Genomic DNA, 24802 nt, shown 5'->3' with positions numbered 1-24802 from the left:
GGCGGGAACGACGAGAACGGGCCCACCGCGCCCCCTGCGCGGTGGGCCCGTTCCCGCCCCTGGCAAGTCGTCGCTCAGGAAGCGGCCGGCGTCGGGTCGAGCCGTGGCCGGCGGATGTGGTCGCAGTCCGTGCCGGAAGTGGTTGCGGGAATGCGCATGCGGCGCAGGAGGTCGCGTGCGGTGCGCCTGGTCGCCGCGCTGCGCCAGGCAGTCGTCGGGTGGCGGGAACGAAGGTGGGAAAGCGCCCGCGTTCCCAGGCCGGAGCTGTGGAAGCGCTCGTCGATGATGACCGCGGTGATGACGCCCCGGGCGCAGTCAGGGCAGATCCTGTAGCGGACCTGGCCGACGACCTGGCGGATGTGGACGAGGAGCAGGCATTCCTCGCCCGACCCCGAGGGGTCCGGGACGTGCGCGGACAGGAAATCGATCGCCCGGTACGCCAGGATGCGGCGGCGAAGCCGGCTGCTGATCCGGCTTCGGCGCGAGTGTTTGGGGCCGGCTCGGCCAGATGGAGACGTCTGGGCTGCGGGTGCCGGGCCGAACGGATTGCTCGCGGTACGCGCGTGTTGTCCGTGCATGACCGCGCGTGTTCCCAGACCGCGCAGCGGTACGCGCCGGGACGCGTCCCCCGCGATGGGTTCCTGTGGTGGTGAGGCGGTCCGACGGACGGCGTGAGGTGGTCCGACGGACGGCGCCGCGAAGACGAGAGCCGGCCGCGGGCGCATGAAATGAAGCCGGTGAAGCATGCGCGGGAAATGGAATGCGTCATTTACCACCAGGGCACGGGCCGGTCGGAGCACGTGGAGTGCGAGCTGCCGGACGATGCCTGCCAGTCTGCCCTCAAGCGGCTGCGGGGCCTGGGCGAAGGCGAGTTCGCCTGGGTCCGGCTGGCAGCCCCCTCGGAAGGTGAGCTGGTGGAGCTGGCCGAGGAGCTGGGCCTCCACCCGCTGGCCGTCGAGGACGCGCTCCACGGGCGACAGCGTCCGAAGCGCGAGCGATACGGCGACGTACTGGCCATCGCGCTGAAGACCCTCCGGTATGTGGAGGAGGAGACGGCGGTGGAGACCGGCGACCTCATGATCTTCGTAGGACCCCGCAGCGTCCTCACCGTGAGCCATGGAACGATCGATCCCTGCGCCGAAGCCGCCCGTCGGCTGGACACCGATCCGGACATGCTGCGCCACGGCCCCAGGGCCGTGCTGCACGCCGTGCTGGACGTCGCCGTCGATGCGTACAGCGACGCCGCCCGAAGGGTGCGCGCCACGCTCAACCGGCTCGAAGACCAGGTGTTCTCGACTTCCCGCGTCGACCACACCGAGAGCATCTACTCCCTCAAGCGCGAGGTCCGCGAGTTCCGTGACGCCGTGCAGCCGCTCGTGCCGGTGGTCCAAGGCCTCCTGTCCGGCGACCCGGGCGAGAAGGACCACCAGCCGAAGATCGCCCCGTACATCCGTGACGTCGCCGATCACCTGCACCGAACCGACACGGAGGTGCGGACCCTGGACGAACTGCTGGACTCCGTCCTCGGCGCGCAGCAGGCCCGCGTGGGCACCTGGCAGAACGACGACATGCGACGCATCTCCGCGTGGGCGGCGATCTTCGCGATCCCCACGATGGTCGCCGGCGTCTACGGCATGAATTTCGAACACATGCCGGAACTCGGCTGGACCTACGGCTACCCGTTGGCCATCGGCCTCATGGCGATCGCGGCCGGCGCCCTCTACCGGGCCTTCCGCCGCAACGGCTGGCTGTAGCCGCCGGCACGGGGCCCCCGGCCCTGCCGGCTCCCCGTCCCGGTGCCGCGCCGCGGGGAGGTGCGGTAGCAGGTTGCGGGCAAAGCCCGGGTTCTCGTGTGCCCTGGCGGACATGAGTGGCGCCGTGGTGGAAAGCCGAAGGGTATGACACACACATTCAAGCCAGGACCCGGCAGAGACGACGATCGCGGGGACACCCGCCACGAGAACACGGCGGGCCCGGACCCGCAGGTGGAGGAGCGGGCCCCCGACCGGCCCACCGAGCTGCGCAAACGGTCGTGGAAGGCCGTGCTGCGCGGCACCATGAAGGAATTCAAGGACGACGAGCTCGCCGACCGGGCCGCAGCGCTGACCTACTACGGAGTCCTCGCCCTCTTCCCCGCCCTGCTCGTGCTGGTGTCCCTGCTGGGCCTCGCGGGGAAGTCCGCCACCGCGCAGGTCCTGGAAAACCTGCAGAAACTGGCACCGGGTTCGGCGCGGGACGTGATCACCGACGCCGTGCAGCAGCTCCAGGGCCGCTCAGGCGTCGGATCGCTCATGGCGGTCGTCGGCCTCGTCGTCGCCGTGTGGTCTGCGTCCGGCTACATCGCCGCGTTCATCCGCACCTCGAACGCCGTCTACGACATGCCGGAGGGCCGCCCCGTCTGGAAGGTCCTTCCGCTGCGTCTGGCCCTCACCGTCACGCTGATGGTCCTGGCCTGTGCCAGCGCGCTCATCGTCGTCTTCTCCGGCTCCCTCGCCCGGCAGGCGGGCACCGCCCTGGGGATCGGGGACACCGCCCTGACCGTGTGGTCGATCGCGAAATGGCCGGTGCTGCTCCTCCTCGTCACGATCATGATCGCGATCCTCTACTGGGCCGCCCCGAACGCGAAGGGCCGCGGCTTCAAGTGGGTGACGCCGGGCAGCCTCCTGGCACTGGCGATCTGGATGGCCGCCTCGGCGGGCTTCGCGTTCTACGTCGCGAACTTCGCCTCCTACAACAAGACCTACGGCACCCTCGCCGGCGTGATCGTCTTTCTCGTGTGGCTGTGGATCACCAACCTCGCGATCCTCCTCGGGCTGGAGTTCGACGCGGAAATGGCCCGGCAGCGCGCGATCGCCGGCGGACTGCCCGAGGACGAGGAACCCTACGTCGAGCCCCGCGACACCCGTGCGTGGAGCGAGGACGACCGCCGCCGGACGGAGCACTGACCTCCCTCCGGGCCGCTGTCGAGTCACCTTTCGTACAACGCTGGTTGCCGGGTGGGTGCCGGCACGGTTGCGGGGTAGGCGAGCCGTGACGACGACATGGCCACCCTCGACCCCGGAACGGCATCGACTCGGTCGAACGCAGCGCCGATGCCCTCATCCAGGACACCGTCGGAGCCGAGCAGAGCACCCGGCTGACGTGTCGCCCGTTCCGGCAGATTGAAGAAAGGCAAGGTGTCCCCAGCATGAGCACGGTAGAGCGGCAGCCCCACGCCGCCGACGACTCGGTGGGCGTCCTGGTTTCACGCGCCTCGCAGCAGATCTCCGAGCTGGTACGCGAGGAGATGCGCCTGGCCCGGGCGGAGATGACCCAGAAGGGCAAGCGCTACGGGAAGGGCGGCGGCCTCTTCGGGAGCGCAGGAGTCACCGGCTTCCTCGCGCTCCAGGCCCTGGTGGCGACCTGCATCGCCGCCCTCGCGCTCGTTCTGCCGGTGTGGGCCTCCGCCCTCGTCCTCACCGTCGTCCTGGCGATCGTGGCAGGCGGGGCCGCCCTGGCCGGAAAGAAGCAGATCGCTCGGGCCGGTACCCCTGCCCCCGAGCAGACCATCGACAGCGTCAAGGCCGACCTGGCCGAGATAAAGGAGAAGGCACACCGATGAACGACGACGCCCGAACCAACATCGGCACCCCCGCCCCCACCCCTGCCGGCCCCGGCTCCGCCGAACTGCGCGATCAGGTCGAGCGCACCCGGGACGAGCTCGGCCAGACCGTCGAGGCCCTCGCCGCGAAGGCCGACATCAAGGCACAGGCCAAGGAGAAGACGGCCGCGGTCAAGGGCCAGGCCGCCGAGAAGGCAGCGCTGGTCTCCGAACAGATCCGCGAGACGGCGGGACAGGCCGTCGAGCTGGTGAAGGCCAAGACCCCCGACCCGCTCCTGGAGAAGACCGCGCAGGCCGCAGCACACGTACGGGAGAGTGCCGCCAAGGCGGGCCAGTACGCGACGGACAAGACACCCGACCCGCTCCTGGAGAAGGCCGGTCAGGCGGTGACCGCTGCACGCGCCAACCGCACCCCGCTCCTGGTGGCCGGAGCGGCCGCAGTCGTCCTCTTGCTGGTCCGGCGCGGTCGGGGCGGTCGGGGCGGTCGGGGAGGTCGCCGATGAAGGCATCCAAGATCGCCTACAAGCCCGTCGGGCTGGCGCTCGGCGCCCTCAGTGGTGTGATCGCAGGCGCCGCCTTCAAGCAGGCGTGGAAGCTCATCGAGGGCGAGGGCGATGCTCCCGACGCCACCGACCAGGACCGGACCTGGAAGCAGATCCTGCTCGCCGCGGCCATCCAGGGGGCGATCTTCGCCGTGGTCAAGGCCTCGGTCGAACGGTCGGGGGCCGTGACGGTTCGGCGTGTGACGGGCACCTGGCCGAGCTGATCAGCCGCGGTGCCGGCCACCCACCCCGGGCCGGCCGGCACCGCCCGACGGACCCCTTACCGACGACGCTCCTTTCGTGGAGGAAGCCATGACCGTGCGACACGGTCTGCCCGTCCTGGCCGCCGCAGCTGTCACCGCCGGCGTCCTCGCGGGGCGGTGGTGCTTCACCCGCGCCCGACACCACCACGGGCACGGCGCCGGCCCCGCCCGCGCCCCCTGGCGCCGCACGGCACCCGCCCCGGCCGACGCCGGCGCGGGTCACGAGCGTGTGGTCAGTCTGCACGCCGCCTACCTCGACCTGACAGGCGATCAAACGCTGCAAGCAGCGGACGCGCACCTCGACCGGTACTGGGCGAGCATCGCCCCGCTCTACCCGCGCTCGGACACAGGCCGCACCCAGAGCTGACGGCTGCGGCCGTGTGCGCCGGAGCCCCTGGACATACGGCCCTTCCCGACCCGAGTCGGGAAGGCCCAGGGCACGGCCGCCACCCTCGTCGGTCACATCAAGCCGGGGACGAGCGGTCGAGCCGGGCCGTGACGGGTGTCGCCGCGACGCCGTGCACGAGTACCGAGAGCAACACGGTGAACGTCACCACTGCCCACAGCTCGCGCGCGGGGGCGGCGAAATCGGCCTCCCCCAGAGCGTACGCAAGGTAGAAGAACGAGCCGATGCCCCGGATGCCGAACACCGCGATGACCACGCGTTCTTTCCCCGTGGCAACGCCCCGCATCTGGACGGCCCAGCCGACGGCCGGGCGGATCAGCAGGAACAGCACGAGCCCCAGGACCGCTCCGCGCCAGGTCAGTGCGGCGAGGCCACCGTCGGCGATGAAGCCGCCGACGAGGAAGAGGATGACGGCCGTGAGAAGCCGTTCGACCTGGTCGGTGAAGGCGTGCATGACGCGGTGGTACCGATGGGCGCGCTCGGCGTTGCGGATCGTGCAGGCCGCGACGAACACGGCGACGAACCCGTAGCCGTGGAGGAGTTCCGTCAGCCCGTACGCCGTGAAGGTCGCGGCGAGCGCGACGAAGCCCTCGCGGTGTTCGGAGAGCCGCAGCGCCTTCCAGGAGGCCTGGAAGGACATCCATCCGAGGAGCCGTCCGACGCCGACCCCCACCGCCAGTCCCACCACGCTGCGCACCAGGACGTCGCTCCCCACCCAGTGCCAGAGTCCGTCCGTGGACCACCCCGGCGTCGAGGCCGTGGCCAGTGCGACGGCCGCCAGGACGAACGGGAAGGCCAGCCCGTCGTTGAGCCCTGCCTCGCTGGTCAGCGCGAAGCGGACTTCGTCCTCGTCGTCCTCCTCGTCCGTCGGTTCACCCACGCGTACTTCCGCGGCCAGTACCGGGTCCGTAGGAGCGAGGGCAGCCGCGACCATGAGCGCGACGGCCGGCGGCCACCCCACCAGCCACCCCGCCACCACCGCGGTGAGCAGGATCGTCAGGGGCATGGCCAGGCCCAGCAGCCGCCATGTCGTCGACCAGGCACGCCGGCCCGGAGGCCTGTTGATGGCCAGTCCCGCGCCCATCAACGCGACCACGACGCAGACCTCCGTGAGGCGTTCCACCAGGCTGCGGTGCCGGACGGGATCCAGTGCCGGGAGCGCTTCGAGCGGCAGCAGGAACACCAGGAACCCCGCCACCAGGAACACCATGGGCAAGGACAGGGGCCGCTTCGCCAGGGCGGTCGGAAGCACCGCCGCACACAAAGCCCCCAGACCCGCGCAGGCGTACACCACGTCGATCCCCGTCAAACCGATCCCCACTCCCGTACGAAGCTCTCCTGGGACCGCCTACCCGATCTTGCGACGCGCAGCCTCGGTACGGATGACCCCGGGTGAGTTCGTTGCCGGTCGGTCCTCCGCCGCACGGAGGTCGTGACTAGGGGCGCTTCCCGTCCGGCTTCTTTCCGTGCCGGGCGGCGTAGGGATCGGCCTGGGCCCCGGCAGGGGCCTCCCGCTCCAGCCTCCGTTTCATGACGAGGAGGTCCTCGCGCGCCTCCTGCGGCATCTCGGGGTACTGCGGGTCGATCTCCACCAGGGTGTTCGCGAGGACCGCCGCCGCGCAGATCCGCGCGAACCACTTCCGGTCCGCCGGTACGACGTACCAGGGGGCCCAGCGCGTGCTCGTGGCGGACAGCATGGCGGAGAACGCGTCCTGGTAGTCGTCCCACCGGCGCCGCTCCCGGACGTCGGCGGCGGAGAACTTCCAGTTCTTCTCCGGCAGGTCGATCCGCTTCAGGAAGCGGGCGCGCTGCTCCTCCTTGGACAGGTTCAGGAAGATCTTCACCACCTTGAACCCGTTGTCCGTGAGGTAGCGCTCCCAACGGTTGATCTCCCGGTAGCGGCGGTTCCAGATGTCCTCACCGAGCAGGTCGGCCGGCAGCTTCTGGCGCAGGAGGAGCTCAGGGTGGACCCGTACGACGAGGACCTCCTCGTAGTGCGAGCGGTTGAAGATCGCGATCTCGCCGCGCTCGGGCAGCCGCCGGGCGTAACGCCACAGGTAGTCGTGGTCCAGTTCCTCGGAGGAGGGCACCTTGAAGCTGCTGACCCGGACGCCCTGGGGGTTGACGCCGCTCATCACGTGCCGGATCGTCCCGTCCTTGCCCCCGGCGTCGATCGCCTGGAGACAGAGCACCACGCCGTACGTGTCCTGGGCCGCCAGCCGCTGCTGGTACTCGGCGAGCAAGGACACCCCCGACCGCAGCAGTTCGGCCCCGTCCCGCTTCTTCATGCCGGCCTTGAAGCGGGGGTCGAAGTCCCGCTCCAGGTTGACCTTCGAACCCGGTCGTACCCGTAGTGGCTCGATGAACTCCGCGATGCGTTCGGCTCTCTCGCCCGACATCACCCGTCACCCACTTTCCGGTCCGGACACGGTGCGGCAGACGGCGCCGAGCGTCCTGCGGGACCGGCGCTCCGCCAGGATCGGGATGCAGGCCCTGACCCGGTCCTGCCGGAAGTCCACGACCTTCGGAGTGCCGATCCGCGCGTTCCGGCATCGCCTGAGGATGTCCCTCGTGGTCATTCTCTGCTCGACTCGACAAGATCGCCCTCCAGGAGCGCGCCGACGAGGGACGCCGCCTCTGGGCGGCGGTGTCCCGCGGGGTACGGGTGCCCGCCCGCCTGACACCGCCACCGATCGGCGGCGGTGTCACGCCGAGGTCAGGGCCGCCGCGCCGAAGGAGACGTCGAAGCGGTCGCACCAGATGGTGACGCTGCTGAAGTCGGCGAGGTCGACCTCGGGCGGGATCTCGTAGTTCTGGTCGCCCTTGTTGCCCTTGAGCTTGCCCAGGCTCACGTACTTGCCGTCGTCGAAGACGGTCCAGCCGGCGGCACCCTCCTTCACCGGGGCGTCGGTGAGCCACACCCGGAGGTCCGGGCCGTTACTGGTGTCGAGGTTCTCCAGACGGAGGGTGCGCGAGCCGTCGGGGAGGCGGATCAGTTTCGCCGTACCCGTGGTGGTGTGCTCGTGGCTGATCAGGCTGCCCTGGGCCAGGGTCGTCGGGCCGGCCGGAGCGCTCGGAGCCCCCGGGGTCGTGGGTGAGCCGGTGGGCCCGGGTGCGGCGGCGGCCGGGGATACCGCCGGGAGGGCCTCGTGGACGGTCGCGTCCTGCCACAACTTCCACGGCTGGAACCAGTACAGGCCGGCGCCCAGCGCCAGCGTTGCCGCGACAATGACCCCGCCCCACAGTCGGCTGCGTCGCTTCGTCTCAGTCACTGCGGATGCCTCTCCTCGTCGGTGCGTCGCTCGTATTCAACGCGACCGGAACAGGACGCCACCAGGTCGGCGCTGATGACGAAAGGCTTACGTCCGCAGTCCGCAGTCCGCAGTCCGCAGTCCGCCGTCCGCCGTCCGCCGTCCGGTCCGGGAGCGGCGGGGACGGGACCCCGCCCCTCCGTTCACGTCACAGGGTGCGGAGCTTGGTGGTGAAGACCTGGTGCGCGACCTTGTCGCCGAGGACGAGGCCGTCGGTGGCGTCCCACGGGTAGTGGACGCCGAGCCAGACGCGGCTGTCGGCGTCCTCCTTGGCGGCGGCGCTGAAGCTGGTGAAGTGGCGGGTCTTCACCGGGGCCTGCGGTTCGTCGGTGGTGAGGTCGAAGGAGATGTTGTCGCTGCCGAAGTAGCGCTTCATGACTCCGGCCCAGGCGGCGCCGAAGGAGGCGTGGCCGGAGACGTACGCGGGAAAGCAGGGGCTGACGTTGACCCCGGCGGGGTTCTTCAGGAGCGGCTTCCACTGGGGGTCGAGGCCGCCCTCGCGGATCGCGGAGACGGGCCGCCACAGGTCGATGGGGGTGGCGAACTTCGCGTCACGGACCGCGATGCCGGTATCGGCGAGGGCGATCGAGACGAGCGCGAAGAGCCGGGCGTTGGCGTAGACACCGAGACCGCGGGCCTTGGCGACCTCGCGGGTCGCCTGGAGCATCTGGCCCGGCGGCTTGTAGGTGCCGTTGTTGTCGTTGGCCCAGAACCATGCGGCGGCCAGCTGGTCCGGGGTCCGGTTGATCACCGGGGTGGCTGCCGTCGGTTTGTCGGCGCCGGCCGTCCGCACGGCGTCGACCTGGCGCTTGTACTCGTCGCTCGCGATGAGGTTCTCGTACGTGCCGTACTGGGCGAGGGTGGTCGGGCGGAACTGGGAGCCGGAGGCCAGCGAGAACGGCTTGACCTGCCCATAGAACGGGTTGACCGCGTCGCTGTCCTCGTCGCACGAGGCGTCGACCATGTCCGGGTAGCTCGTGGCCCGCCAGGCACCCGGCTTGTTGTCCCCCACGTACACCTGAGGGTTCGCGGAGCCGTCGCCGGTGCGGGCGTCGGTCATCTGCTTGACCATCCTGCCGACGACGGAGAGGTCGACCACATCGCCGGCGGTGGGCTCGGTCCCGAAGCGCTCCCGGAACCGGGCGTCGAGGTAGGAGGTCTGGTCCGAGTACTGCGTCTGCTTGTTGCCGTACAGGCCGAGGAGGATGTTGTAGGCGGTGCGGCCGACCACGCGCTCCTCTTCGTCCGGTCCCTCGATCCAGCCCGCGTAGTTCTCGGCGTGGATGTACGGCTCCGAGGTGATCTTGCCCTTCCACTTCAGCTGGTACGAGGACTCCGCGTCGTAGATCGCGGCGTTCATCATCGCCGCCGCCCGTGCCATGGGGACGGGTCCGCCGCCGACTCTGCGGAAGACGTTCTGCAGGACGTCGTTCCAGTAGTGCACGGGGTCGGCTATCGACTGCGCCGGCAGCGCCGCCTGGGCGGGCTGCGGGGCGGCGGTGAGGATGGATCCGGTGGCCGCGAGGACCACGCCGGCAGCCAGCGCGCGGTGCCGGAGTGCCCTGCGTCGTCGGGTGGTGCGGGTGTTTTCGAACATGGCTCGACTCCCCCTGATCGCAAGTGGGTTGATCGCCACGGACGGTGGCGGCGTGATCATGGCGGCCGCAGACGAATCCGGACTTGTAAAAAACGGCGGTCATCGCGGAATGGCCGGTCCCGCCCACCACGAGGCGCGAAGCCGCCGTACCCGAAAGCGCCCATGTCGGCTCTTCTGTCGGGTTCGGACCCGGCCCCTTCGTGCCCGGGAGTGTGCGGTCGCCGCCTGAGGGGTTCGCGGACCTCGCGGCGGAGTGCGCTGGTGCGCACACCTGACGACACATCAACTGCGATCACACATAGATGACTTCTGGTTAAAATGGCCTCCCGCCGCCGCGACGGGCACGGATGAGGGCGCAGGTGTCTGAGATGAACGAGCTCGTCGCGGGGTCTGCCACCTCCGGCCGGGAGTCGTCCCTCGTGGGGCGGCGTCTGCACGTCGTTCTGGATGCGGAGCGGGTGTTGGACGACCTGCGCCGCTACTTCGGGATCGGCCTGCCCCCGGGTGCCGGCGCGTTCACGGGCGGCCGGTTCGAGCACCTGGCGGGCGGGGGTGACCGCCGGCAGGTCGCGGACCGGTTCACCGCGGAGGACCTGGTGGCGGTGCAGACCCTGTCGGTGACCGTTCCCGCGCCCGTCGCCCTCGACCTGCTGGAAGGCCCGCTGGGCACCCGACTGTCCGAGCTGCTGCGAGACATCCCTTCAGACACCGATCTGGCCGACGCCGATGCCTCGGTCGTCGCCCCGGGCTCGCCGGCGTACCGGGCCTGGTGCTTGTTGGAGGACCAGCACAAGGTGGGATGGGTGATCGCCGGGAAGCTCTTGGCCCGTAAGCGGCCGCGGCTACTGCCGGTCTACGATCGGGTCGTGCGCTGTGCGCTCGGCCACCCGTCGTCGTTCTGGACCGATCTGCGCACCGCCCTGCGCGAGCACGACGCGGCCCTGCACCACCGGCTCCTCGGTCTGCGGCAGAGTGCGGGCCTGCCCGAGACGGTCAGCGCGCTGCGGGTCGCCGATGTCGCGGTATGGATGGCCCACCCCACCCCGGGCCACCGCTGCCCCTGAGGACCGCCGCGGGGTGACGAGGTGCTCCCCGGGACGGGAATCGGTGCGCCGTCCGGACCATGACGTGCTGGTCGATCCACCGAGAGGTCTACCGGGACTGCCCGGGTCGGGTGGACGTGCCGGTGGGGCAGGAGGCGACGTGCTCCTGCCGCATCCCAGCCCGGTTGTCCCTCACGGGCATTCCTGCTGCCCCCGGCAGTGGCGTTGTGCCCCTCCTGCGCCCATGGCCGTACCAGTAGCGTCCTGTCGTAGGCCGTCTACACGCGGGGAGGGTGCGCCGTGCCACTACGCAAGGACCGGGAAGAGATCGAGGCCGAGGCCGCGACGAAGGCGAACCGACGCGCAGCGGATCCGGACAGTGGCCGGCGGGTCGCGCCGGAACTCCGGCAAGTCAGTCCGGCCATGGCCCCCGCCATGCAACGCTCGGTGGGCAATGCGACGCTCGGGCGGATGATCGCGCAGGCCCCGGCCGGGCCGAAGGTGCCGCACGCCGCTCCCGGTGCGCGCAGCAGAAAACGCACCCAGGACGAGGTCGTCGAGCGCGGCGACAGCCCGCCGGCCAACCAGCAGAAGACCGAGGCGGGAGCGGCCACCCGGGCCACCCGCAGCGGCAAGGCCGGGGCGACGCCCTCGGTGAAGGGCAAGGAAAAGAGGGTCGAAGAAGAGATCGGCAATCCGACCCTCGTCTTCACCTCCGGCTACGACGGCGACGAGGAGCAGTCGCTGAACGGCAACAACGACATCGGCTTCGAACAGACGGCAACGCTGCGCCGCGCGGACGGGATGCAGACGCCGGCGGCAGACGCGTACGACTTCTGGCAGGAGGTCTCCGACGAAAGCCGGCAAATCGTTCCGACGTCGGTGAATTACCAGCCCAAGAAGGCCCCCCGCCGCGCGTGGGGCGTGGACGGCCCCTTCCGCCCTCCGTACAACGACGAGGACGGCAACATCATCAACGCCGCCGACCGGATCACCTTCGTCGACAACCCCGGCTTCTCCACCAACACCCGCATGTCGGCCGGCTACTTCCTCGTCGACTACACCGTCCGGTTCCGCTGGAAGGTCCGCAAGAAGCAGGGCGGACGCTTCACCAAGGCCGAGCCGTTCTGGGAGAGCGACGAGATGGTGCACCGCGTCACGTCCGCCTTCGACGCGGATAACCCGGAGGAAGCCGTGCGGGTCAACCACCACGCGGCGGGCAACCGCACCTGGAACGTACAGCTGCCCAACTGACCCGCCGACGCGGCAGCCGGAGGGCGGCCCGACGAGGCTGGCTCGCTGATGTGCGAGGGCCGCGACCTGACCGACGCACGTCAGTCCTGGACCGGCTGGGGTGGGGACGGCTCGGGGGTGAGCCGCTTGAGGCCCTTGCGGTCGTAGTAGGCGGTCATCGCGAAGCCGAAGAGGAGCGCCAGGACCGTACCGAGGGCGATCATGATCCAGGAGCGGGTGAGGCCGGCGTCGCCGCGCGCGTCGAAGTAGAGGATCGCCCGTACGCCGTCGCTGAGCTGACGCATCGGTTCGAAGTGCGAGAGGAAGCGGTAGAAGGCCGGGACGGCCTGTAGTGGGACCGTCGCGCCCGACGAGGGCAGGCCCAGCACGATGAACACGAACATCGACACGAGCTGACCGATGCCGCCGAACGCGGCGTTGATGGCCTGTACGCCCAGCCCCACGGCGAGCGCCGCGCAGTACGAGTACACCCACAGCAGCGGCAGATGGGAGGCGTCCATCCCCAGGATGCCGACGCACGCCACCATGACCAGCGTGGTGCTGACGAGCGTGATGCCGGCCGTCATCAGCATCTTCAGGAGCAGCGTCTGGGTCCTGTTGATCGGGACCGTCGGGCGGCGCGTGTGCCAGGGGCCGATCTCGTTGTCGGCGTAGCCGAGGGCGGTGTCCACGCCGTTGCCGATGACGTTGCCGCCCATGAATCCGGCCAGCACCAGCAGCAGGGTGTAGTAGAAGGCCGTCAGGCCCAGCCCGCTGTGGGTGCCGATCGGGTGCCCGACCTGTGTGACCACGTCCACCGGATCGGCGAGCAGCAACTTCGCGGTGGGAGTGGCGGAGGAGCCGGCGGCCGCCGTGAGTTGTTCTCCGACCGCGCGGGACGCGCGGTGGGCGGCCTGCGTCGTGATCTGACTGGCCAGCGAGGAGCCGAGGCTGCCCTTGCCGGGGTTGGTGAGAACCGTCAGCGTCGGCAGGCGGGTGGCCGAGGCCGTGGGCAGCGCCGTGACGGCGTCGGTGAATCCGGCGGGGACCACCAGCGCGCCGTAGACCTTGCCGGAGTCCAGCTGGTCCCGCGCCTGCTCGAGGCTCAGCTCGCGCCAGTCCGCCTTGCCGCCCGCCGGGTCGGCGGCGATGGAGGCGGTGATCCGCGCGCCCAGGTTCTGCTGCTGCCCCGGCGGTGGCTTGCCCGTGTCCTCGTTGACCAGGGCGATGGGGAGGTCCCGCAGCTCCGCGTTGGGATTGACGATGCCGCCCATGTAGAGGAGGGACAGCAGCAGGGCCAGCAACCCCGTGAGGAGAGTCGGCACCAGCCACAGCTGGGGGCGGCGCACGAGGGCAGCGGCGGTGGCTTCGGGGGCGACGGTCGGGGGCATCGGTCTCCGTAGCTTCCCGGCGGGCCGGGCTCGACGTCGGTGGAGGCGGCCGCGCCGCACGGGATCCCAGGATCTCCCGTACCGGTGAAGGCCGCCGCACACCTCGCGCAACGTCCCCCGAACCCGCCCGGCGGACCACCGGAACAGCCCACCTCCCACCCCGCGGTGCCCGACGCGCCGGCGTCCTACCAGGTCTCGCGCAAGCCCGCCGGCACGTGTCCGAGGGCGGGGGCGAAGCGTCGAGCCCCCCGGCGCACGGACTCCACGCCCACGCCCACGTCCACGTCCACGTCGATGTCGCACAGCGACCGAAGCCGGCTGGGCGCCACTGCGGCGACAATGACCCTGGTGGCGGCCTCGGCGCCTCAGGGATCCGGGACCGCCTTCGCCGCGGGGGCCCGCAGGTGCCCGTCGGGCAGCCGGGGACGGCCCGACGGCTCCCATGGGTGAACCGCCGCTACGGCTGCGCCGCGGGTCGGGGTCTCAGGCGGCGAACGGGTTGGCGTGGCCGGGCAACTGCTGCCCGGGGCGCAGGAACCGCTGGCTGCCCTGTTCGTCGCGCACCGCGTGGAAACCGGCGGCCGTCAGCCGCTGGGCGATCTTCCTGCGGCGGATCGCGCCCACCTGGAACGCCACGGTGAAGAGCAGGGCGACCGCCCCGCCGGAGGCCACCGCTTCGAACGGCGACTTGTCGAAGAGCATGAGGACGGTCAGGACCGCGCAGGCGAGGTAGCCCGCCACCTTCTGGCGTCGGTTGGCGACGTACAGGGCCATGACGTCGAAGGTGATGAGGTCCTTCAGCACGGCCGCGGCACCGACCGCTTCGGGGAGCGGTGTCAGCGAGCCCTGCTGCAGCCCGGGCACTGTCCCGCCGTTGCCCGCCTGCGGATGGGCGGTGAGGGTGGCCGCCTCGCGGACGCGCGCGTCGGGCCGCGGGTCCCGGTACATCCGGACCTGGACGAGCGAGTTCTTGTACCCGGTCTTGTACGCCGTGCCGTACGTGTAGCCGTACTGCTCCGCCACGAGTGCCAGGGCGGCCGCCTTCGCCGTGGTGCCCTGGGGGGCGATCTCGACGGCGTCCTGCTGACGGGCGATCTGCTGGAGCAGTCCCGCTGTGTGACGTTCTACGGACATCCTGTTCCTCGCCCCCTCGGACCCCGCCCCTGGGGTCGGCCCGGCGCTCAGCCTAGGGGGTGCGCCGCCGAACGGAACGCGCGCCCCCGCGGACCGAGATGGTTGACGCGACGGGCCCTCGCGCTGCGTGCGCGGGGGCCCGGTGGCGGCGCGTGCGGTCAGCCGATCAGTTCGGCGAGGATCCACTCGGCGAGGCGCTCCGTCACGAGGCTGTGCTCGGAGTTGGTGTCGTCGCAGTGGAAGGCGTCCAGCTCGCTACGGCCGGCGGGAAGGTCGTTCAGGGGGGTGGCGGGGTCGACGTCCCAGGTGACGGGGTCGTACTTGAGGGCGACGGCGCTGACCGAGGGCACGAAGCAGCCGGAGCGGTGGCGCTCGTCGATCGTGGCGCCGAGCGCGTCGGCGAGCATGCCGTAGGAGGCGAGGGTGCCGCCGGGCGCGCCGTCGAGCGGGGGGATCTCGCTGGTGCGGCTCGTACGGTAGCCGAGGAACAGGGCCGACATCCGTACGACTTCCTGGAGCCGGCCGAAGGCCGGCTGGGTGCGCAGTACCGCGCGGGCGATTCCCGGGGCCGTCCAGTCGAAGACCAGCTCGTCGGGCAGCAGCGGGCCCTGGGTGCCGTCGCCGGTGCCGTTGGCGACGCCGATCCTGCGCAGGCCCGGCTTGGACGGGAACCATCCGATGTCCTTCAGGTCCTGGAGGAACCGGACGCGCTTCTCGCTCCAGGTCGCGACGGCGCCGGAGTCCTTGGCGTTCGGTACCCAGGCCCACAGGAGCTGCTGGGCGGCGGCGCTCCTGATCAGCTCGGCTTGCTTCGGCTTGCCCGAGGGGTCCGGGACGGACTCGAAGAAGTACGCCAGCTGCTGGAGCGCGATCGGGATCCAGGCCCCGTTGTGCGGGGAGTCGTAGGACAGGTAGATGCGGCTCTCGTGGTCCTCGCCCTCGTTCTCCATCCAGGTCAGCGCGTATCGGGTGATGAGTCCGCCCATGCTGACGCCGCCCACGATCAGGGGGGCGCCGCCCGGCTGCCGGTCGGCGATGGCCTTGCGGATGGCGCTGACCGCGACGGCGGCGTTGGCCTGGATGTGGGTGTGGCGCTCCTTGAAGCCCAGCAGGATGACGTCCACGCCCGCGGCGAGCAGCCGGCTGAGCAGCCGCTTGCCGTCGGCGCTGTAGGGCGCGTCGAGGTGGGCGTAGAGATCGCCGAGTTCGCTCTCCCCGTAGTTGAACCCGTCCGCGAAGATCATCGGGTTGACGAGGCCCTGGTGGGGCGTGCCGTCGGGGGCGAGGCCGTAGTAGACGGCGGCGGTGCCGGTGGCCGTCTCGCCCTCGTACTCCCACGCGCCGGTGAGCTGCCACACCGTGTTCGGCTTGTTCACCTTGCGGGCCGTGTCCGCCCGCAGCGCGGGGGTGAACAGCACTCCCTGCCGGAGTGGTTCCGGCGCGCTGCCCTGCGACTCGTCGGCGCCTACCGCGTCCGTCCACGCATCGGTGCTGACGTCGACCCTCGGTTCGCCACTGCGCATAGCCATGTACTGCCGCCTTGCCTTGTCAGTCGGATGAGTCACCGCAGGGACCGCCTTCGGCCGGGTGGTGCCGTGCCCGGTGGTGGTTCTGGCTGCCCGGGTACGCCTGGCGTCCGCACCGGTGTCGCACCACCGACGGCCTGCGCGGTCCTGCCCACGGGGAAGGTATGTGCGCTGCTCGGGTCCGGGTGGCAGCGACACCGGGCGCGCGCACCGCGCCAAGGCGCACCGACCCGTCGGACCCCGCGCCCCCGTGCGCCTCCGGCAGCGCCTCCCGTGTTCACGGGGTGACCTCGTCCGCCCTTCTGGTCGGCTCCGGGGCCGGCGGGAGGTTCTGACCGGCGCGGAGCGGGCCCGTCAGGAGGAGCAGCGCGCACAGTGCGTTGCCGCCGTAGAGGAGCCACAGGGCGTCGCGTTCGCCGAGGAGGGTGCCGAGGGCGCCGCCGAGGAGGCTGCCGACGGGGATCGTCCCGTACATCACGAAGCGGATGGTGGAACCGACCCGGCCCAGCATGTCCGGCGGGCAGTACGCCTGCCGGAAGCTCACGATGATGACGTTCCCGGCGACCACCCCGGTCATCAGGAAGAACTCCCCGACCAGGAAGGCCAGCAGACCCACCCCGTCCGTGGTGAGCGGGATCAGCAGCCCGAACGGGCCCCCGCAGAAGGCGCACAGCAGGACCGCCCGGGCCGTCCCGAACCGGCGGGCCAGGCGCGGCGAGACCACCGCGCCCAGGACCCCGCCCAGCCCGGCCAGTGCGATCAGGACACCGATCAGCGCGCCCGGCGCGCCCACCGTCCGGCTCAGGAACAGGATGGACAGGGACTGCGCCCCGGCCAGGAACAGGTTCATCGCGGCGTCGCACAGCAGGATCGTCCGCAGGAACGGATCCCGGGTGAGGAAGGAGACGCCTTCGCGGATCTCCTTGACCAACGACCTTTTAGCGGCGGCTCGTTCCTCACCGCCCGGCGGGCCCTCCGCGGTCCGGATCCGCAGCAGCAGCGCCGCCGAGACCAGGTAGCTCAGCCCGTCGGCGAGGAAACCGGCCGCCGCGCTCCCGGCCTGGGCCAGCGCGCCGCCCACCCCGGGTGCGACGACCTCCGCGACCGATTCGCTGGTCTGCAGCCTGGCGTTGCCGTCGGCGAGCTCCTCGTGCGGCAACACGGTCGGCAGGTACGCGCTGTAGGCAGCCCGGAAGAACACGTCGGCGGTGCCCGCCAGGACGGCCACCAGCATCAGTTGGGAGGTCGTCAGGAGCTCCAGCCAGACCGTCGCGGTCAGCGACAGCATCAGCAGCGCCGACGCCGCGTTGCACACGATCATCACCGGCCGGCGGCGCATCCGGTCGGTCCACGCTCCCACGGGCAGCCCGAACAGCAGCCACGGCACCCAGGCCGCGGCGTTCAGCACCCCCATGGTGAAGGGCCCCGCGTCCAGCGTGTTCACCGCGATCAGCGGCAGCAGCACCCGGGTGGCCGCGCTCCCGAACTGGCTGACGGACTCGCCCGCCCACAGCAGTCGGAAGTCCCGGCGGCGCAGCGCGCCGCGACCGGCGCTCACCGGCCCACCGTGCCCTGTCCCAGCAGCGCGGCGATCTCGGCGGCGGGCTTGGACGCCATCATCTCGCCGTGTACGCAGGGTACTTCGTGGTGGGCGACCGGGCCGGTGACGTACGGCTCCCACACCTGCGGGCCCGGCGCGTCCGGCTCGTGGGCGGCGGCGGCCAGCGTCACCCCGCCGCGGAACACCCGCGGACGGTGATCGGCGGCCAGCCGGTCGTGGTGGACGTAGGCCTCGCCCAGGGCGGCGACGGTGTCCCCGTCGAAGACCGACAGCGGGCCCTCCTCGGCCGCCGCCACCAGCTCGGCGGTGGTCAGCGGAGCCCCGTCGGCCGCGCCGCTCTCCTCCCGCGGCGGATAGCCGAGCGATTCCAGCAGGTCCCGCAGCGGATCCGCGGCCGGGGCCGCGCTCTCGCCGGGGGCCGCCGGATACCCGTCCAGCAGGGTGAGCCCGGCCACCTCCTCGCCGTACTGCTGGAGCGTCACGGCCACCTCGTGCGCGACCAACGCCCCGAAGGACCAGCCCAGCAGGTGGTACGGGCCGTGCGGCTGCACCACGCGGATCCGCGCCGCGTACTCCGCTGCCATCTCCGCGACGCTGCCGGGCCGGGCCCCCGGCTCGCTCAGCGCCCGCGACTGCAGGGCGTGCACGGACTGCTTCGGGTCCAGGTGCTCCAGCAGCCCCCGGTACACCCAGCCGGTGCCGGCTCCCGGGTGGACGCAGAACAGGGCGGGCGCACCGGGCGCCCCCGTGCGCAGCGTGACCAGTGGCGCCAGCGGGTCCGCGTCCCCGCGCGGTACGGCGCCGCCTGAGCGGGCGGCGAGAGCGGCGACCGTGGGCGCGGCGAACAGGTCCTGGACCCCGAGCTCCTCGCCCAGCGCCTCGCGCACCCGGGCCATCAGCCGGGCCGCCAGCAGGGAGTGGCCGCCCAGGTCGAAGAAGCCGTCGTCGGCGCCGACCGCGTCGGCGGGCAGCCCCAGCACCTCGGCGAACAGGCCCGCCAGGACCTCCTCCCGCCGGCCGCGCGGCGCCCGGCGCACCCGGCCGTCCCCGGCCGCACCGGGGTCCGGCGCCGGCAGCGCCGCTCGGTCGAGCTTGTCGTTCGGGGTGCGCGGGAAGGCGTCGAGCACGACGAACGCCGACGGCACCATGTGCGCGGGGAGCGTCCCCGCCAGATGGGTACGCAAGTCCGCCGCGTCGACCACGGAGCCGGTCCCGCCGCCGGGGGCCGGGACCACGTACCCGACCAGCCGCTTCGCGCCGCCGGGGCCGTCCTCCCGTACGGTCACCGCGGCCCGGTCCACCCCGGGCGCCGCCGCGAGCGCGGCCTCGATCTCGCCGGGTTCGACGCGGAAGCCGCGGATCTTGACCTGGTCGTCGGCGCGGCCGAGGTACTCGATGCGGCCCTCCCGGTCCCAGCGGACGAGGTCGCCGGTGCGGTACATGCGGGCCCCGTCCTCGAACGGGCAGGCCACGAAGCGGCCCGCGGTGAGCGACGGCCGGTTCAGGTAGCCCCGCGCCAGCCCCGCACCCGCCAGGTACAGCTCGCCGGGCACCCCCGGTGCCACCGGGCGCAGCGCCGCGTCGAGCACGTAGGCGCGGGTGTTGGCGACCGGAGTGCCGATGAGCGGTCGCTCGCTGCGCGCGGTGTCCCACCACAGGGCGTCGACCGTGCACTCGGTGGGTCCGTACAGGTTGTAGGCGAGCATCCCCTCCGTGGCGCGCAGCCGACTCCACAGACCCTCGCCCGCGGCCTCCCCGCCGATCAGCAGCAGCCGCGGCGGGGCGTCGAGCAGGCCCTCCTCGATCAGGTGCTCGGCGTGCGTCGGGGTGGTGTCGACGACGTCGAGGGCGGCGTCGGCGACGTGCCGGGTGAAGGCGGCGGAGTCGCGGCGCATGGTGTCGCCGATCAGGTGGAGCTCGTGCCCGGCCACCATCCACATCAGGGCGTCCCAGGAGGCGTCGAAGGACAGCGAGGCCACCAGCGCCACCCGCAACTGCCTGCCGCCCGCGGTCCGTTCCGCCCCGGCCATGGTGTGGGCGCGGTGGTGGGCGTACAGGTTGCGCAGCGCCGCGTGGTCGACGATGACGCCCTTGGGACGGCCCGTGGACCCCGAGGTGTACACGACGTACGCGGCGTCGTCCGGCCGGGGCCGAGCCGGCGGAACGGCGCCGGCCGCATCCTCCTCGTCCGCCTCCTCGGTGAGGACGAGCGGAATCCGCGCCGACTCCTCGAGCGGCAGCAGCGGGGCGGTCGCGGAGTCCGTGACCAGCAGCGCCGGGTCGGAGTCGGCCAGCATGTGCGCGATCCGCTCGGCCGGGTATCCGGTGTCCACCAGGACGAACGCCGCACCGGCCTTGAGGACGGCCAGGATCGCGGCCACCGCCGCCGGGGAGCGGGGCAAGGCGATGGCCACCACCCGCTCCGGACCCGCCCCGTCCCGGACCAGGCGCCGGGCGAGCCGGCCGGACCAGGCGTCGAGGGCGGCGAAGCCGATCCGCTCGGCGCCGTGCACCAGCGCGGTCGCGTCCGGCGTGCGGGCGGCCTGCGCCGCGAACAGCTCGGGCACGGTGGCGTCCGGCACCGGCAGCGCGGTGTCGTTCCACTCCGTCAGCACCCGTCGGCGGGCGGCGGGGGTCAGCGGGTCGGCGGCCCCGACCGGCAGCTCCGGCGCCGCCGCGAGCAGCCGGACCGTCCGTACCAGGGCCGCGGCGAGGTCCTCGGCGGTGGCGTGGTCGAACAGCTCGGCCGCGTACTCCAGGAAGCCCGAGATGCCGGCGGGGCGGCCCTCGGCGTCCCGGTGCTCCTGGACGTCGAGCGTCAGGTCGAACTGGGCGACGTCGAAGCGGAACGGCTCCGGGCGGACCTCGAGGCCGGACAGCGCGAGCGTCCCGTCCTCGCCGTCCTGCACCTGGAGCAGCACCTGGAAGAGGGGGTGGCGGGCGAGGGACCGCTCGGGGTTGACCGCCTCCACGACCCGCTCGAAGGGCACGTCCTGGTGTTCGTACGCCGCGAGGTCGGACTCCCGGACCCGGCCCAGGAGTTCGGCGAAGGTCGGATCGCCCGAGACGTCGGTGCGCAGGACGAGGGTGTTGACGAAGAAGCCGACGAGGTCGTCCAGGGCTTCGTCGCCGCGGCCCGCGACGGGCGTCCCGATCGGTACGTCGGTCCCCGCGCCGAGCCGGGACAGGGTGACGGCCAGCGCCGCCTGCACCACCATGAAGAGGGTGCAGCCGTGTGCGCGGGCCAGTTCCAGCAGCCGTCCGTGCAGCTCGGCGTCCAAGGCGACGGGGACGGAGCCGCCCGTGAAGTCCGCCACCGCCGGACGCGGCCGGTCGTGGGGCAGGGCCAGCTCGGCGGGCGCACCGGCCAGCGCGCCGGTCCAGAAAGCGAGTTGGCGGGAGACCGGGCTCGCCGGGTCGTCCTCCGAACCGAGCAGCTCCCGCTGCCACAGCGTGTAGTCGGCGTACTGCACCGGCAGCGGTTCGAAACCGGGCGCGGCGCCCGCGCACCGGGAGGCGTACGCCGCGGACAGGTCTCGGAACAGCGGCCCCCAGGACCACCCGTCGAGCGCGATGTGGTGCACCACCAGGGCCAGCACCCACTCCTGCGGCCCGGCCGCGAGCAGCGCCGCCCGTACGGGGGGCCGCGCGGCCAGGTCGAACGGGCGGGCCAGCAGCGCGTCGAGGGCGCCGGTGGTTCCCTCCGGACCGCACTCCACCAGGTCCAGCGGTACGCCGCTCCCCGCGGGCAGCACCCGCTGGTACGGCTCGCCCGCCGCCTCCGGGAACACCGTGCGCAGCGCCTCGTGCCGGTCGGTGACGTCCCCCAGGGCCGCGGCCAGCGCCGACGTGTCCAGCGGGCCGCGCAGCCGCAGCGCGAACGGGCAGTGGTATCCGGCGGACTGGCCCGCCCGGCTCAGGAACCACAGCCGGCGCTGGGCGGCCGACAGCGGCGGGGCCTCGGGCCGCCGCGCCGTCGCGGTCAGGGCCGGACGGGGGGCCGCCCCGGCCGCGGTGCCCTGCGCCAGGCAGGCGGCCAGCCCGGCCACCGTCGGGTGCCGGAACAGCCGGCGGATGCCGAGGTCGCCGCCCAGGACGGCCCGGATCCGCGAGAGCAGCCGGGTCGCGAGCAGCGAATGGCCGCCCAGCTCGAAGAAGTTGTCCTCGGCGCCCACCGACGGCAGCCCCAGCACCTGCGCGAACAGCGCCGCCAGGACCTCCTCGCGGGGCCCGCGCGGGGCGCGGGAGGAAAGCAGCGCGCCGAAGTCCGGCGCGGGCAGCGCCGCCCGGTCCAGCTTGCCGTTCCGGTTCATCGGGAAGGCCTCCAGGACCACGACGGCCGAGGGCACCATGTGGTCCGGCAGCCGTGCGGCGAGCCACCCGCGCAGCGCGCCCGGCTCGGGCTCGCGGCCCGCGGCCGCCACCACGTACGCCACGAGGCGTTTTCCGGCGGGCCCGCCGTCCCGGGCGAGCACCGCGGCCTGCGCCACCTCCGGGCAGGCCCGCAAGGCCGCCTCGATCTCGCCGGGTTCGATGCGGAAGCCGCGGATCTTGACCTGGTCGTCGGCGCGGCCGAGGTACTCGATGCGGCCCTCGCGGTCCCACCGGACGAGGTCGCCCGTGCGGTACATACGGGCCCCGTCCTCGAACGGGCAGGCCACGAAGCGGCCCGCGGTGAACGAGGGCCGGTTCAGGTAGCCGCGGGCCAGGCTCGGTCCGGCCAGGTACAACTCGCCCGGGACGCCCGGGGCGACGGGCCGCAGCCCGGCGTCCAGCACGTACGCCCGGGTGTTGGCGAGCGGGCGGCCCACGAGCGGCTCCTCGCTCAGGGCGGCGTCCCACCACAGGGTGTCGACGCTGCACTCGGTGGGCCCGTACAGGTTGTGGCAGAGCATCCCCTCGGCGGCCCGGACCCGCGTCCACAGGGCCGCGCCCGCCGCCTCGCCGCCGAGCAGCAGCACCTTGGGCCGGTGCGCGGGATCGTCCAGCAGGCCCTCCTCGACGAGCTGTTCGGCGTAGGTCGGGGTGACGTCCAGGGCGTCGATGCCGGCGCGGGCGATGTGCCGGACCAGCGCGGCCGCGTCGCGGCGGGTGTCGTCGTCGACGAGGTGGAGCTCGTGGCCGGCCACCATCCACAGCAGCCCCTCCCACGACGTGTCGAAGGACAGCGCGGCCGTCAGCGCCATGCGCATCCGGCGCCCACCGTGCGACTCCTCCGCGCGGGCGATGACCCCGGCCCGGTGGAAGGCGTACAGGTTGCGCAGCCCCGCGTGGTCGATGACGACGCCCTTGGGCTCGCCGGTCGACCCCGAGGTGTGGATCACGTACGCGGCGCTGCCGGGCAGGATCCGGCGGCCCGGGACGGGCCCGGCGGCGGCCGCCGGGACCGGGACCGGCGTGTCGACGAGGACGCGGACGGCGCCGGTGTCCGGGAGCCCCGGGGCGGTCGCGGCGTCGGTGACGACGGTGGTCGTGGTGGACAGCAGCCGGGCGATCCGCTCGGCCGGGTAGTCCGTGTCGACGGGGACGAAGGCGGCGCCCGCCTTGAGCACCGCGAGCAGCGCCACGACGGAGTCGGCGGACCGGGGCAGCGCCAGGGCCACCAGGTGCTCCGGGCCGACCCCGTGCCCGGCGAGCCGGTGCGCCAGCGCGTCGGCGCGGGCGTCGAGTTCGGCGAAGGTCAGCGCGGTGTCCCGGAAGACCAGGGCGGTCGCGCCGGGGGTGCGGGCGGCCCGCTCCTCGAACAGCTCGGGCAGGGTCCCCGCGGGCACCGGCGCGGCCGTGTCGTTCCAGCCGGACAGGACCTGTGCGCGCTGCTCGGCGGAGAGCGGATCGGCCTGCCCGACCGGGGCGGCGGGGTCGGCGGCGAGACGCTCCAGCACCCGGGCGAGGGCGGCCGCGAGGTCCTCGGCGGTGGCCCGGTCGAACAGGTCCGTCGCGTACTCCAGGGCTCCGCCGATCCCGGCGGGGGCGCCGCCCGCGTCCCACCGCTCCTGGAAGTCGGCGGTGAGGTCGAACTTGGCGACGTCCCAGGCGGCGGGCTGCTCCGCGCATTCCAGGCCGGGCAGGGCGAAGGCGGGGCCCTCGCCGCTGTCCAGGGTCATCATCACCTGGAAGAGGGGGTGGCGGGCGAGGGACCGCTCAGGGTTGACCGCCTCGACGACCTGCTCGAAGGGCACGTCCTGGTGCTCGAAGGCGGCGAGGTCGCTCTCCCGCACCCGCTCCAGGAGCTCGGTGAAGGCCGGGTCGCCGGAGAGATCGGTGCGCAGGACCAGGGTGTTGACGAAGAAGCCGACGAGGTCGTCCAGTGCCTCGTCCGTGCGGCCCGCGACGACGGTCCCGATCGGGATGTCGGTGCCGGCCCCGAGGCGGGACAGGAGCACCGACAGGCCGGCCTGGAGGACCATGAAGAGGGTGCAGCCGTGCCGGCGGGCCAGTTCCAGCAGCCGCCCGTGCAGCTCCGCGTCCAGCTCCAGGGGGACGGAGCCGCCCGCGAAGCTCGCCACCGCAGGGCGCGGCCGGTCGTAGGGCAGCGCCAGTTCGGCCGGTGATCCGGCCAGTTCCCGCGTCCAGTAGGACAGTTGCTCCGCGACCAGGCTGTCCGGGTCGTCCTGCGCGCCCAGCAGCTCGCGCTGCCACAGCGCGTAGTCCCGGTACTGCACCGGCAGCGGCTCGAAGGCGGGCGCCCCGCCGGCGCACCGCGCGGCGTAGGCGGCGGCCAGGTCGGTCAGGAGCGGCCCCCAGGACCAGCCGTCGGTGGCGATGTGGTGGATCACCAGCGCCAGCACCCACTCCCCGTCGCCCAGGTCGAAGAGGCGCGCCCGCAGCGGGAGTTCGGTGGTGAGGTCGAAGACGTACCCGGCTTCGCCGGCCAGCGCGTCGGCGAGCTCCGCCTCGCCGAGGCGGACGACGGGCAGCTCCGGCGCCCGCTCGGTGATCTGCTGCACGGGCTCGCCGTCCACCTCGGGGAAGACCGTCCGCAGCACCTCGTGCCGCCCGGTCAGATCACTGAGGGCCGCGGCCAGCACCCGTGGGTCCAGCGGACCGCGCAGCCGGGTGGTGAGCGGGCAGTTGTACGCGGCGCCGGTCTCGCCGAGCCGGCCCAGGAACCAAAGCCGCCGCTGGGCGAACGAAACGGGAAACACAGGACCTCCAGGGGCGTGCGGGGTGGTGCGGGTGGCGGGGGCGGGGGCG

Annotated in this window: 19 protein-coding genes; 8 read left to right on the top strand and 11 right to left on the bottom strand. The window is 72.6% G+C overall.

Annotation, left to right across the window (positions count from 1 at the left end):
- Window positions 1–74 precede the first annotated feature (74 nt).
- On the bottom strand, window positions 75–578 hold the full coding sequence (locus ACZ6JT_RS03375; protein WP_469206698.1) for a hypothetical protein: 504 nt from the start codon (window positions 576–578) through the stop codon (window positions 75–77).
- 177 nt (window positions 579–755) lie between these two features.
- On the opposite strand from ACZ6JT_RS03375, the gene ACZ6JT_RS03370 reads away from it, so the two are divergent.
- The 6 genes from ACZ6JT_RS03370 to ACZ6JT_RS03345 all read left to right on the top strand — a co-directional run bounded on the left by ACZ6JT_RS03370 (window position 756) and on the right by ACZ6JT_RS03345 (window position 4773).
- The gene (locus tag ACZ6JT_RS03370) at window positions 756–1754 is read left to right on the top strand and encodes a magnesium and cobalt transport protein CorA (RefSeq protein WP_469206696.1); all 999 of its coding nucleotides are present in this window, start codon (window positions 756–758) and stop codon (window positions 1752–1754) included.
- A 144-nt stretch (window positions 1755–1898) separates the two neighbouring features.
- Entirely contained in the window at window positions 1899–2945 is a 1047-nt protein-coding gene (locus ACZ6JT_RS03365) for a YihY/virulence factor BrkB family protein (RefSeq protein WP_469206694.1), read from the top strand.
- A 242-nt stretch (window positions 2946–3187) separates the two neighbouring features.
- A complete protein-coding gene (locus tag ACZ6JT_RS03360) occupies window positions 3188–3601 on the top strand; it encodes a phage holin family protein (RefSeq protein ID WP_469206692.1) in 414 nt (137 codons plus the stop codon).
- Window positions 3598–4104, top strand: coding sequence for a DUF3618 domain-containing protein (locus tag ACZ6JT_RS03355; protein ID WP_469206690.1), 507 nt, complete (start codon window positions 3598–3600; stop codon window positions 4102–4104). Before ACZ6JT_RS03360 ends, ACZ6JT_RS03355 begins: the two co-directional genes overlap by 4 nt.
- The gene (locus ACZ6JT_RS03350) at window positions 4101–4367 is read left to right on the top strand and encodes a DUF4235 domain-containing protein (protein WP_469206688.1); all 267 of its coding nucleotides are present in this window, start codon (window positions 4101–4103) and stop codon (window positions 4365–4367) included. The genes ACZ6JT_RS03355 and ACZ6JT_RS03350 overlap by 4 nt, the downstream gene beginning before the upstream one ends.
- An 88-nt stretch (window positions 4368–4455) precedes the next feature.
- Window positions 4456–4773: a hypothetical protein gene (locus tag ACZ6JT_RS03345; protein WP_469206686.1), complete on the top strand. Its 318-nt coding sequence runs from the start codon at window positions 4456–4458 to the stop codon at window positions 4771–4773.
- A 97-nt stretch (window positions 4774–4870) separates the two neighbouring features.
- Here ACZ6JT_RS03345 and ACZ6JT_RS03340 read toward each other — a convergent pair whose 3' ends face one another.
- The 4 genes from ACZ6JT_RS03340 to ACZ6JT_RS03325 form a co-directional block, all read right to left on the bottom strand.
- Entirely contained in the window at window positions 4871–6121 is a 1251-nt protein-coding gene (locus tag ACZ6JT_RS03340) for a cation:proton antiporter (RefSeq protein WP_469206684.1), read from the bottom strand.
- A 127-nt stretch (window positions 6122–6248) separates the two neighbouring features.
- Window positions 6249–7211, bottom strand: coding sequence for a polyphosphate kinase 2 family protein (locus ACZ6JT_RS03335; RefSeq protein WP_469206682.1), 963 nt, complete (start codon window positions 7209–7211; stop codon window positions 6249–6251).
- Window positions 7212–7517: 306 nt separating this feature from the next.
- Entirely contained in the window at window positions 7518–8084 is a 567-nt protein-coding gene (locus tag ACZ6JT_RS03330; protein ID WP_469206680.1) for a DM13 domain-containing protein, read from the bottom strand.
- 187 nt (window positions 8085–8271) lie between these two features.
- Window positions 8272–9720: a vanadium-dependent haloperoxidase gene (locus ACZ6JT_RS03325; protein WP_469206678.1), complete on the bottom strand. Its 1449-nt coding sequence runs from the start codon at window positions 9718–9720 to the stop codon at window positions 8272–8274.
- 368 nt (window positions 9721–10088) lie between these two features.
- On the opposite strand from ACZ6JT_RS03325, the gene ACZ6JT_RS03320 reads away from it, so the two are divergent.
- Both ACZ6JT_RS03320 and ACZ6JT_RS03315 read left to right on the top strand, forming a co-directional pair.
- Window positions 10089–10784, top strand: coding sequence for a DUF6308 family protein (locus ACZ6JT_RS03320; protein WP_469206676.1), 696 nt, complete (start codon window positions 10089–10091; stop codon window positions 10782–10784).
- Window positions 10785–11063: 279 nt separating this feature from the next.
- Complete coding sequence (locus ACZ6JT_RS03315) at window positions 11064–12017, top strand: hypothetical protein (protein ID WP_469206674.1); 954 nt, start codon at window positions 11064–11066, stop codon at window positions 12015–12017.
- Between the two features lie 80 nt (window positions 12018–12097).
- Here the strand turns inward: ACZ6JT_RS03315 and ACZ6JT_RS03310 are convergent, their stop codons facing one another.
- From ACZ6JT_RS03310 to ACZ6JT_RS03285, 6 genes are all read right to left on the bottom strand, one after another.
- Window positions 12098–13387: a YhgE/Pip domain-containing protein gene (locus ACZ6JT_RS03310; RefSeq protein WP_469206672.1), complete on the bottom strand. Its 1290-nt coding sequence runs from the start codon at window positions 13385–13387 to the stop codon at window positions 12098–12100.
- A gap of 185 nt (window positions 13388–13572) precedes the next feature.
- Window positions 13573–13716: a hypothetical protein gene (locus ACZ6JT_RS03305; protein WP_469206670.1), complete on the bottom strand. Its 144-nt coding sequence runs from the start codon at window positions 13714–13716 to the stop codon at window positions 13573–13575.
- A 154-nt stretch (window positions 13717–13870) separates the two neighbouring features.
- A complete protein-coding gene (locus ACZ6JT_RS03300; protein ID WP_469206668.1) occupies window positions 13871–14521 on the bottom strand; it encodes a hypothetical protein in 651 nt (216 codons plus the stop codon).
- Window positions 14522–14679: 158 nt separating this feature from the next.
- Window positions 14680–16050 carry a lipase family protein gene (locus tag ACZ6JT_RS03295; protein WP_469206666.1) on the bottom strand — a complete coding sequence of 457 codons (1371 nt, stop codon included), beginning with the start codon at window positions 16048–16050 and terminating at the stop codon, window positions 14680–14682.
- Between the two features lie 274 nt (window positions 16051–16324).
- Window positions 16325–17605, bottom strand: a complete 1281-nt coding sequence (locus tag ACZ6JT_RS03290; protein WP_469206664.1) for an MFS transporter — start codon at window positions 17603–17605, stop codon at window positions 16325–16327.
- A complete protein-coding gene (locus ACZ6JT_RS03285) occupies window positions 17602–24753 on the bottom strand; it encodes an amino acid adenylation domain-containing protein (RefSeq protein ID WP_469206662.1) in 7152 nt (2383 codons plus the stop codon). Before ACZ6JT_RS03285 ends, ACZ6JT_RS03290 begins: the two co-directional genes overlap by 4 nt.
- Window positions 24754–24802: the final 49 nt, after the last annotated feature.

This window comes from Streptomyces sp. NPDC046308 (genome assembly GCF_055588065.1).
This window is presented reverse-complemented; position numbering and strand designations above follow the sequence as displayed.

Bases quoted from the DNA above. Each gene is read 5' to 3' on its own strand.
- ACZ6JT_RS03375 (WP_469206698.1), bottom strand. From the start codon at position 578: ATGCACGGACAACACGCGCGTACCGCGAGCAATCCGTTCGGCCCGGCA.
- ACZ6JT_RS03370 (WP_469206696.1), top strand. From the start codon at position 756: ATGGAATGCGTCATTTACCACCAGGGCACGGGCCGGTCGGAGCACGTG.
- ACZ6JT_RS03365 (WP_469206694.1), top strand. From the start codon at position 1,899: ATGACACACACATTCAAGCCAGGACCCGGCAGAGACGACGATCGCGGG.
- ACZ6JT_RS03360 (WP_469206692.1), top strand. From the start codon at position 3,188: ATGAGCACGGTAGAGCGGCAGCCCCACGCCGCCGACGACTCGGTGGGC.
- ACZ6JT_RS03355 (WP_469206690.1), top strand. From the start codon at position 3,598: ATGAACGACGACGCCCGAACCAACATCGGCACCCCCGCCCCCACCCCT.
- ACZ6JT_RS03350 (WP_469206688.1), top strand. From the start codon at position 4,101: ATGAAGGCATCCAAGATCGCCTACAAGCCCGTCGGGCTGGCGCTCGGC.
- ACZ6JT_RS03345 (WP_469206686.1), top strand. From the start codon at position 4,456: ATGACCGTGCGACACGGTCTGCCCGTCCTGGCCGCCGCAGCTGTCACC.
- ACZ6JT_RS03335 (WP_469206682.1), bottom strand. From the start codon at position 7,211: ATGTCGGGCGAGAGAGCCGAACGCATCGCGGAGTTCATCGAGCCACTA.
- ACZ6JT_RS03325 (WP_469206678.1), bottom strand. From the start codon at position 9,720: ATGTTCGAAAACACCCGCACCACCCGACGACGCAGGGCACTCCGGCAC.
- ACZ6JT_RS03320 (WP_469206676.1), top strand. From the start codon at position 10,089: ATGAACGAGCTCGTCGCGGGGTCTGCCACCTCCGGCCGGGAGTCGTCC.
- ACZ6JT_RS03310 (WP_469206672.1), bottom strand. From the start codon at position 13,387: ATGCCCCCGACCGTCGCCCCCGAAGCCACCGCCGCTGCCCTCGTGCGC.
- ACZ6JT_RS03300 (WP_469206668.1), bottom strand. From the start codon at position 14,521: ATGTCCGTAGAACGTCACACAGCGGGACTGCTCCAGCAGATCGCCCGT.
- ACZ6JT_RS03295 (WP_469206666.1), bottom strand. From the start codon at position 16,050: ATGGCTATGCGCAGTGGCGAACCGAGGGTCGACGTCAGCACCGATGCG.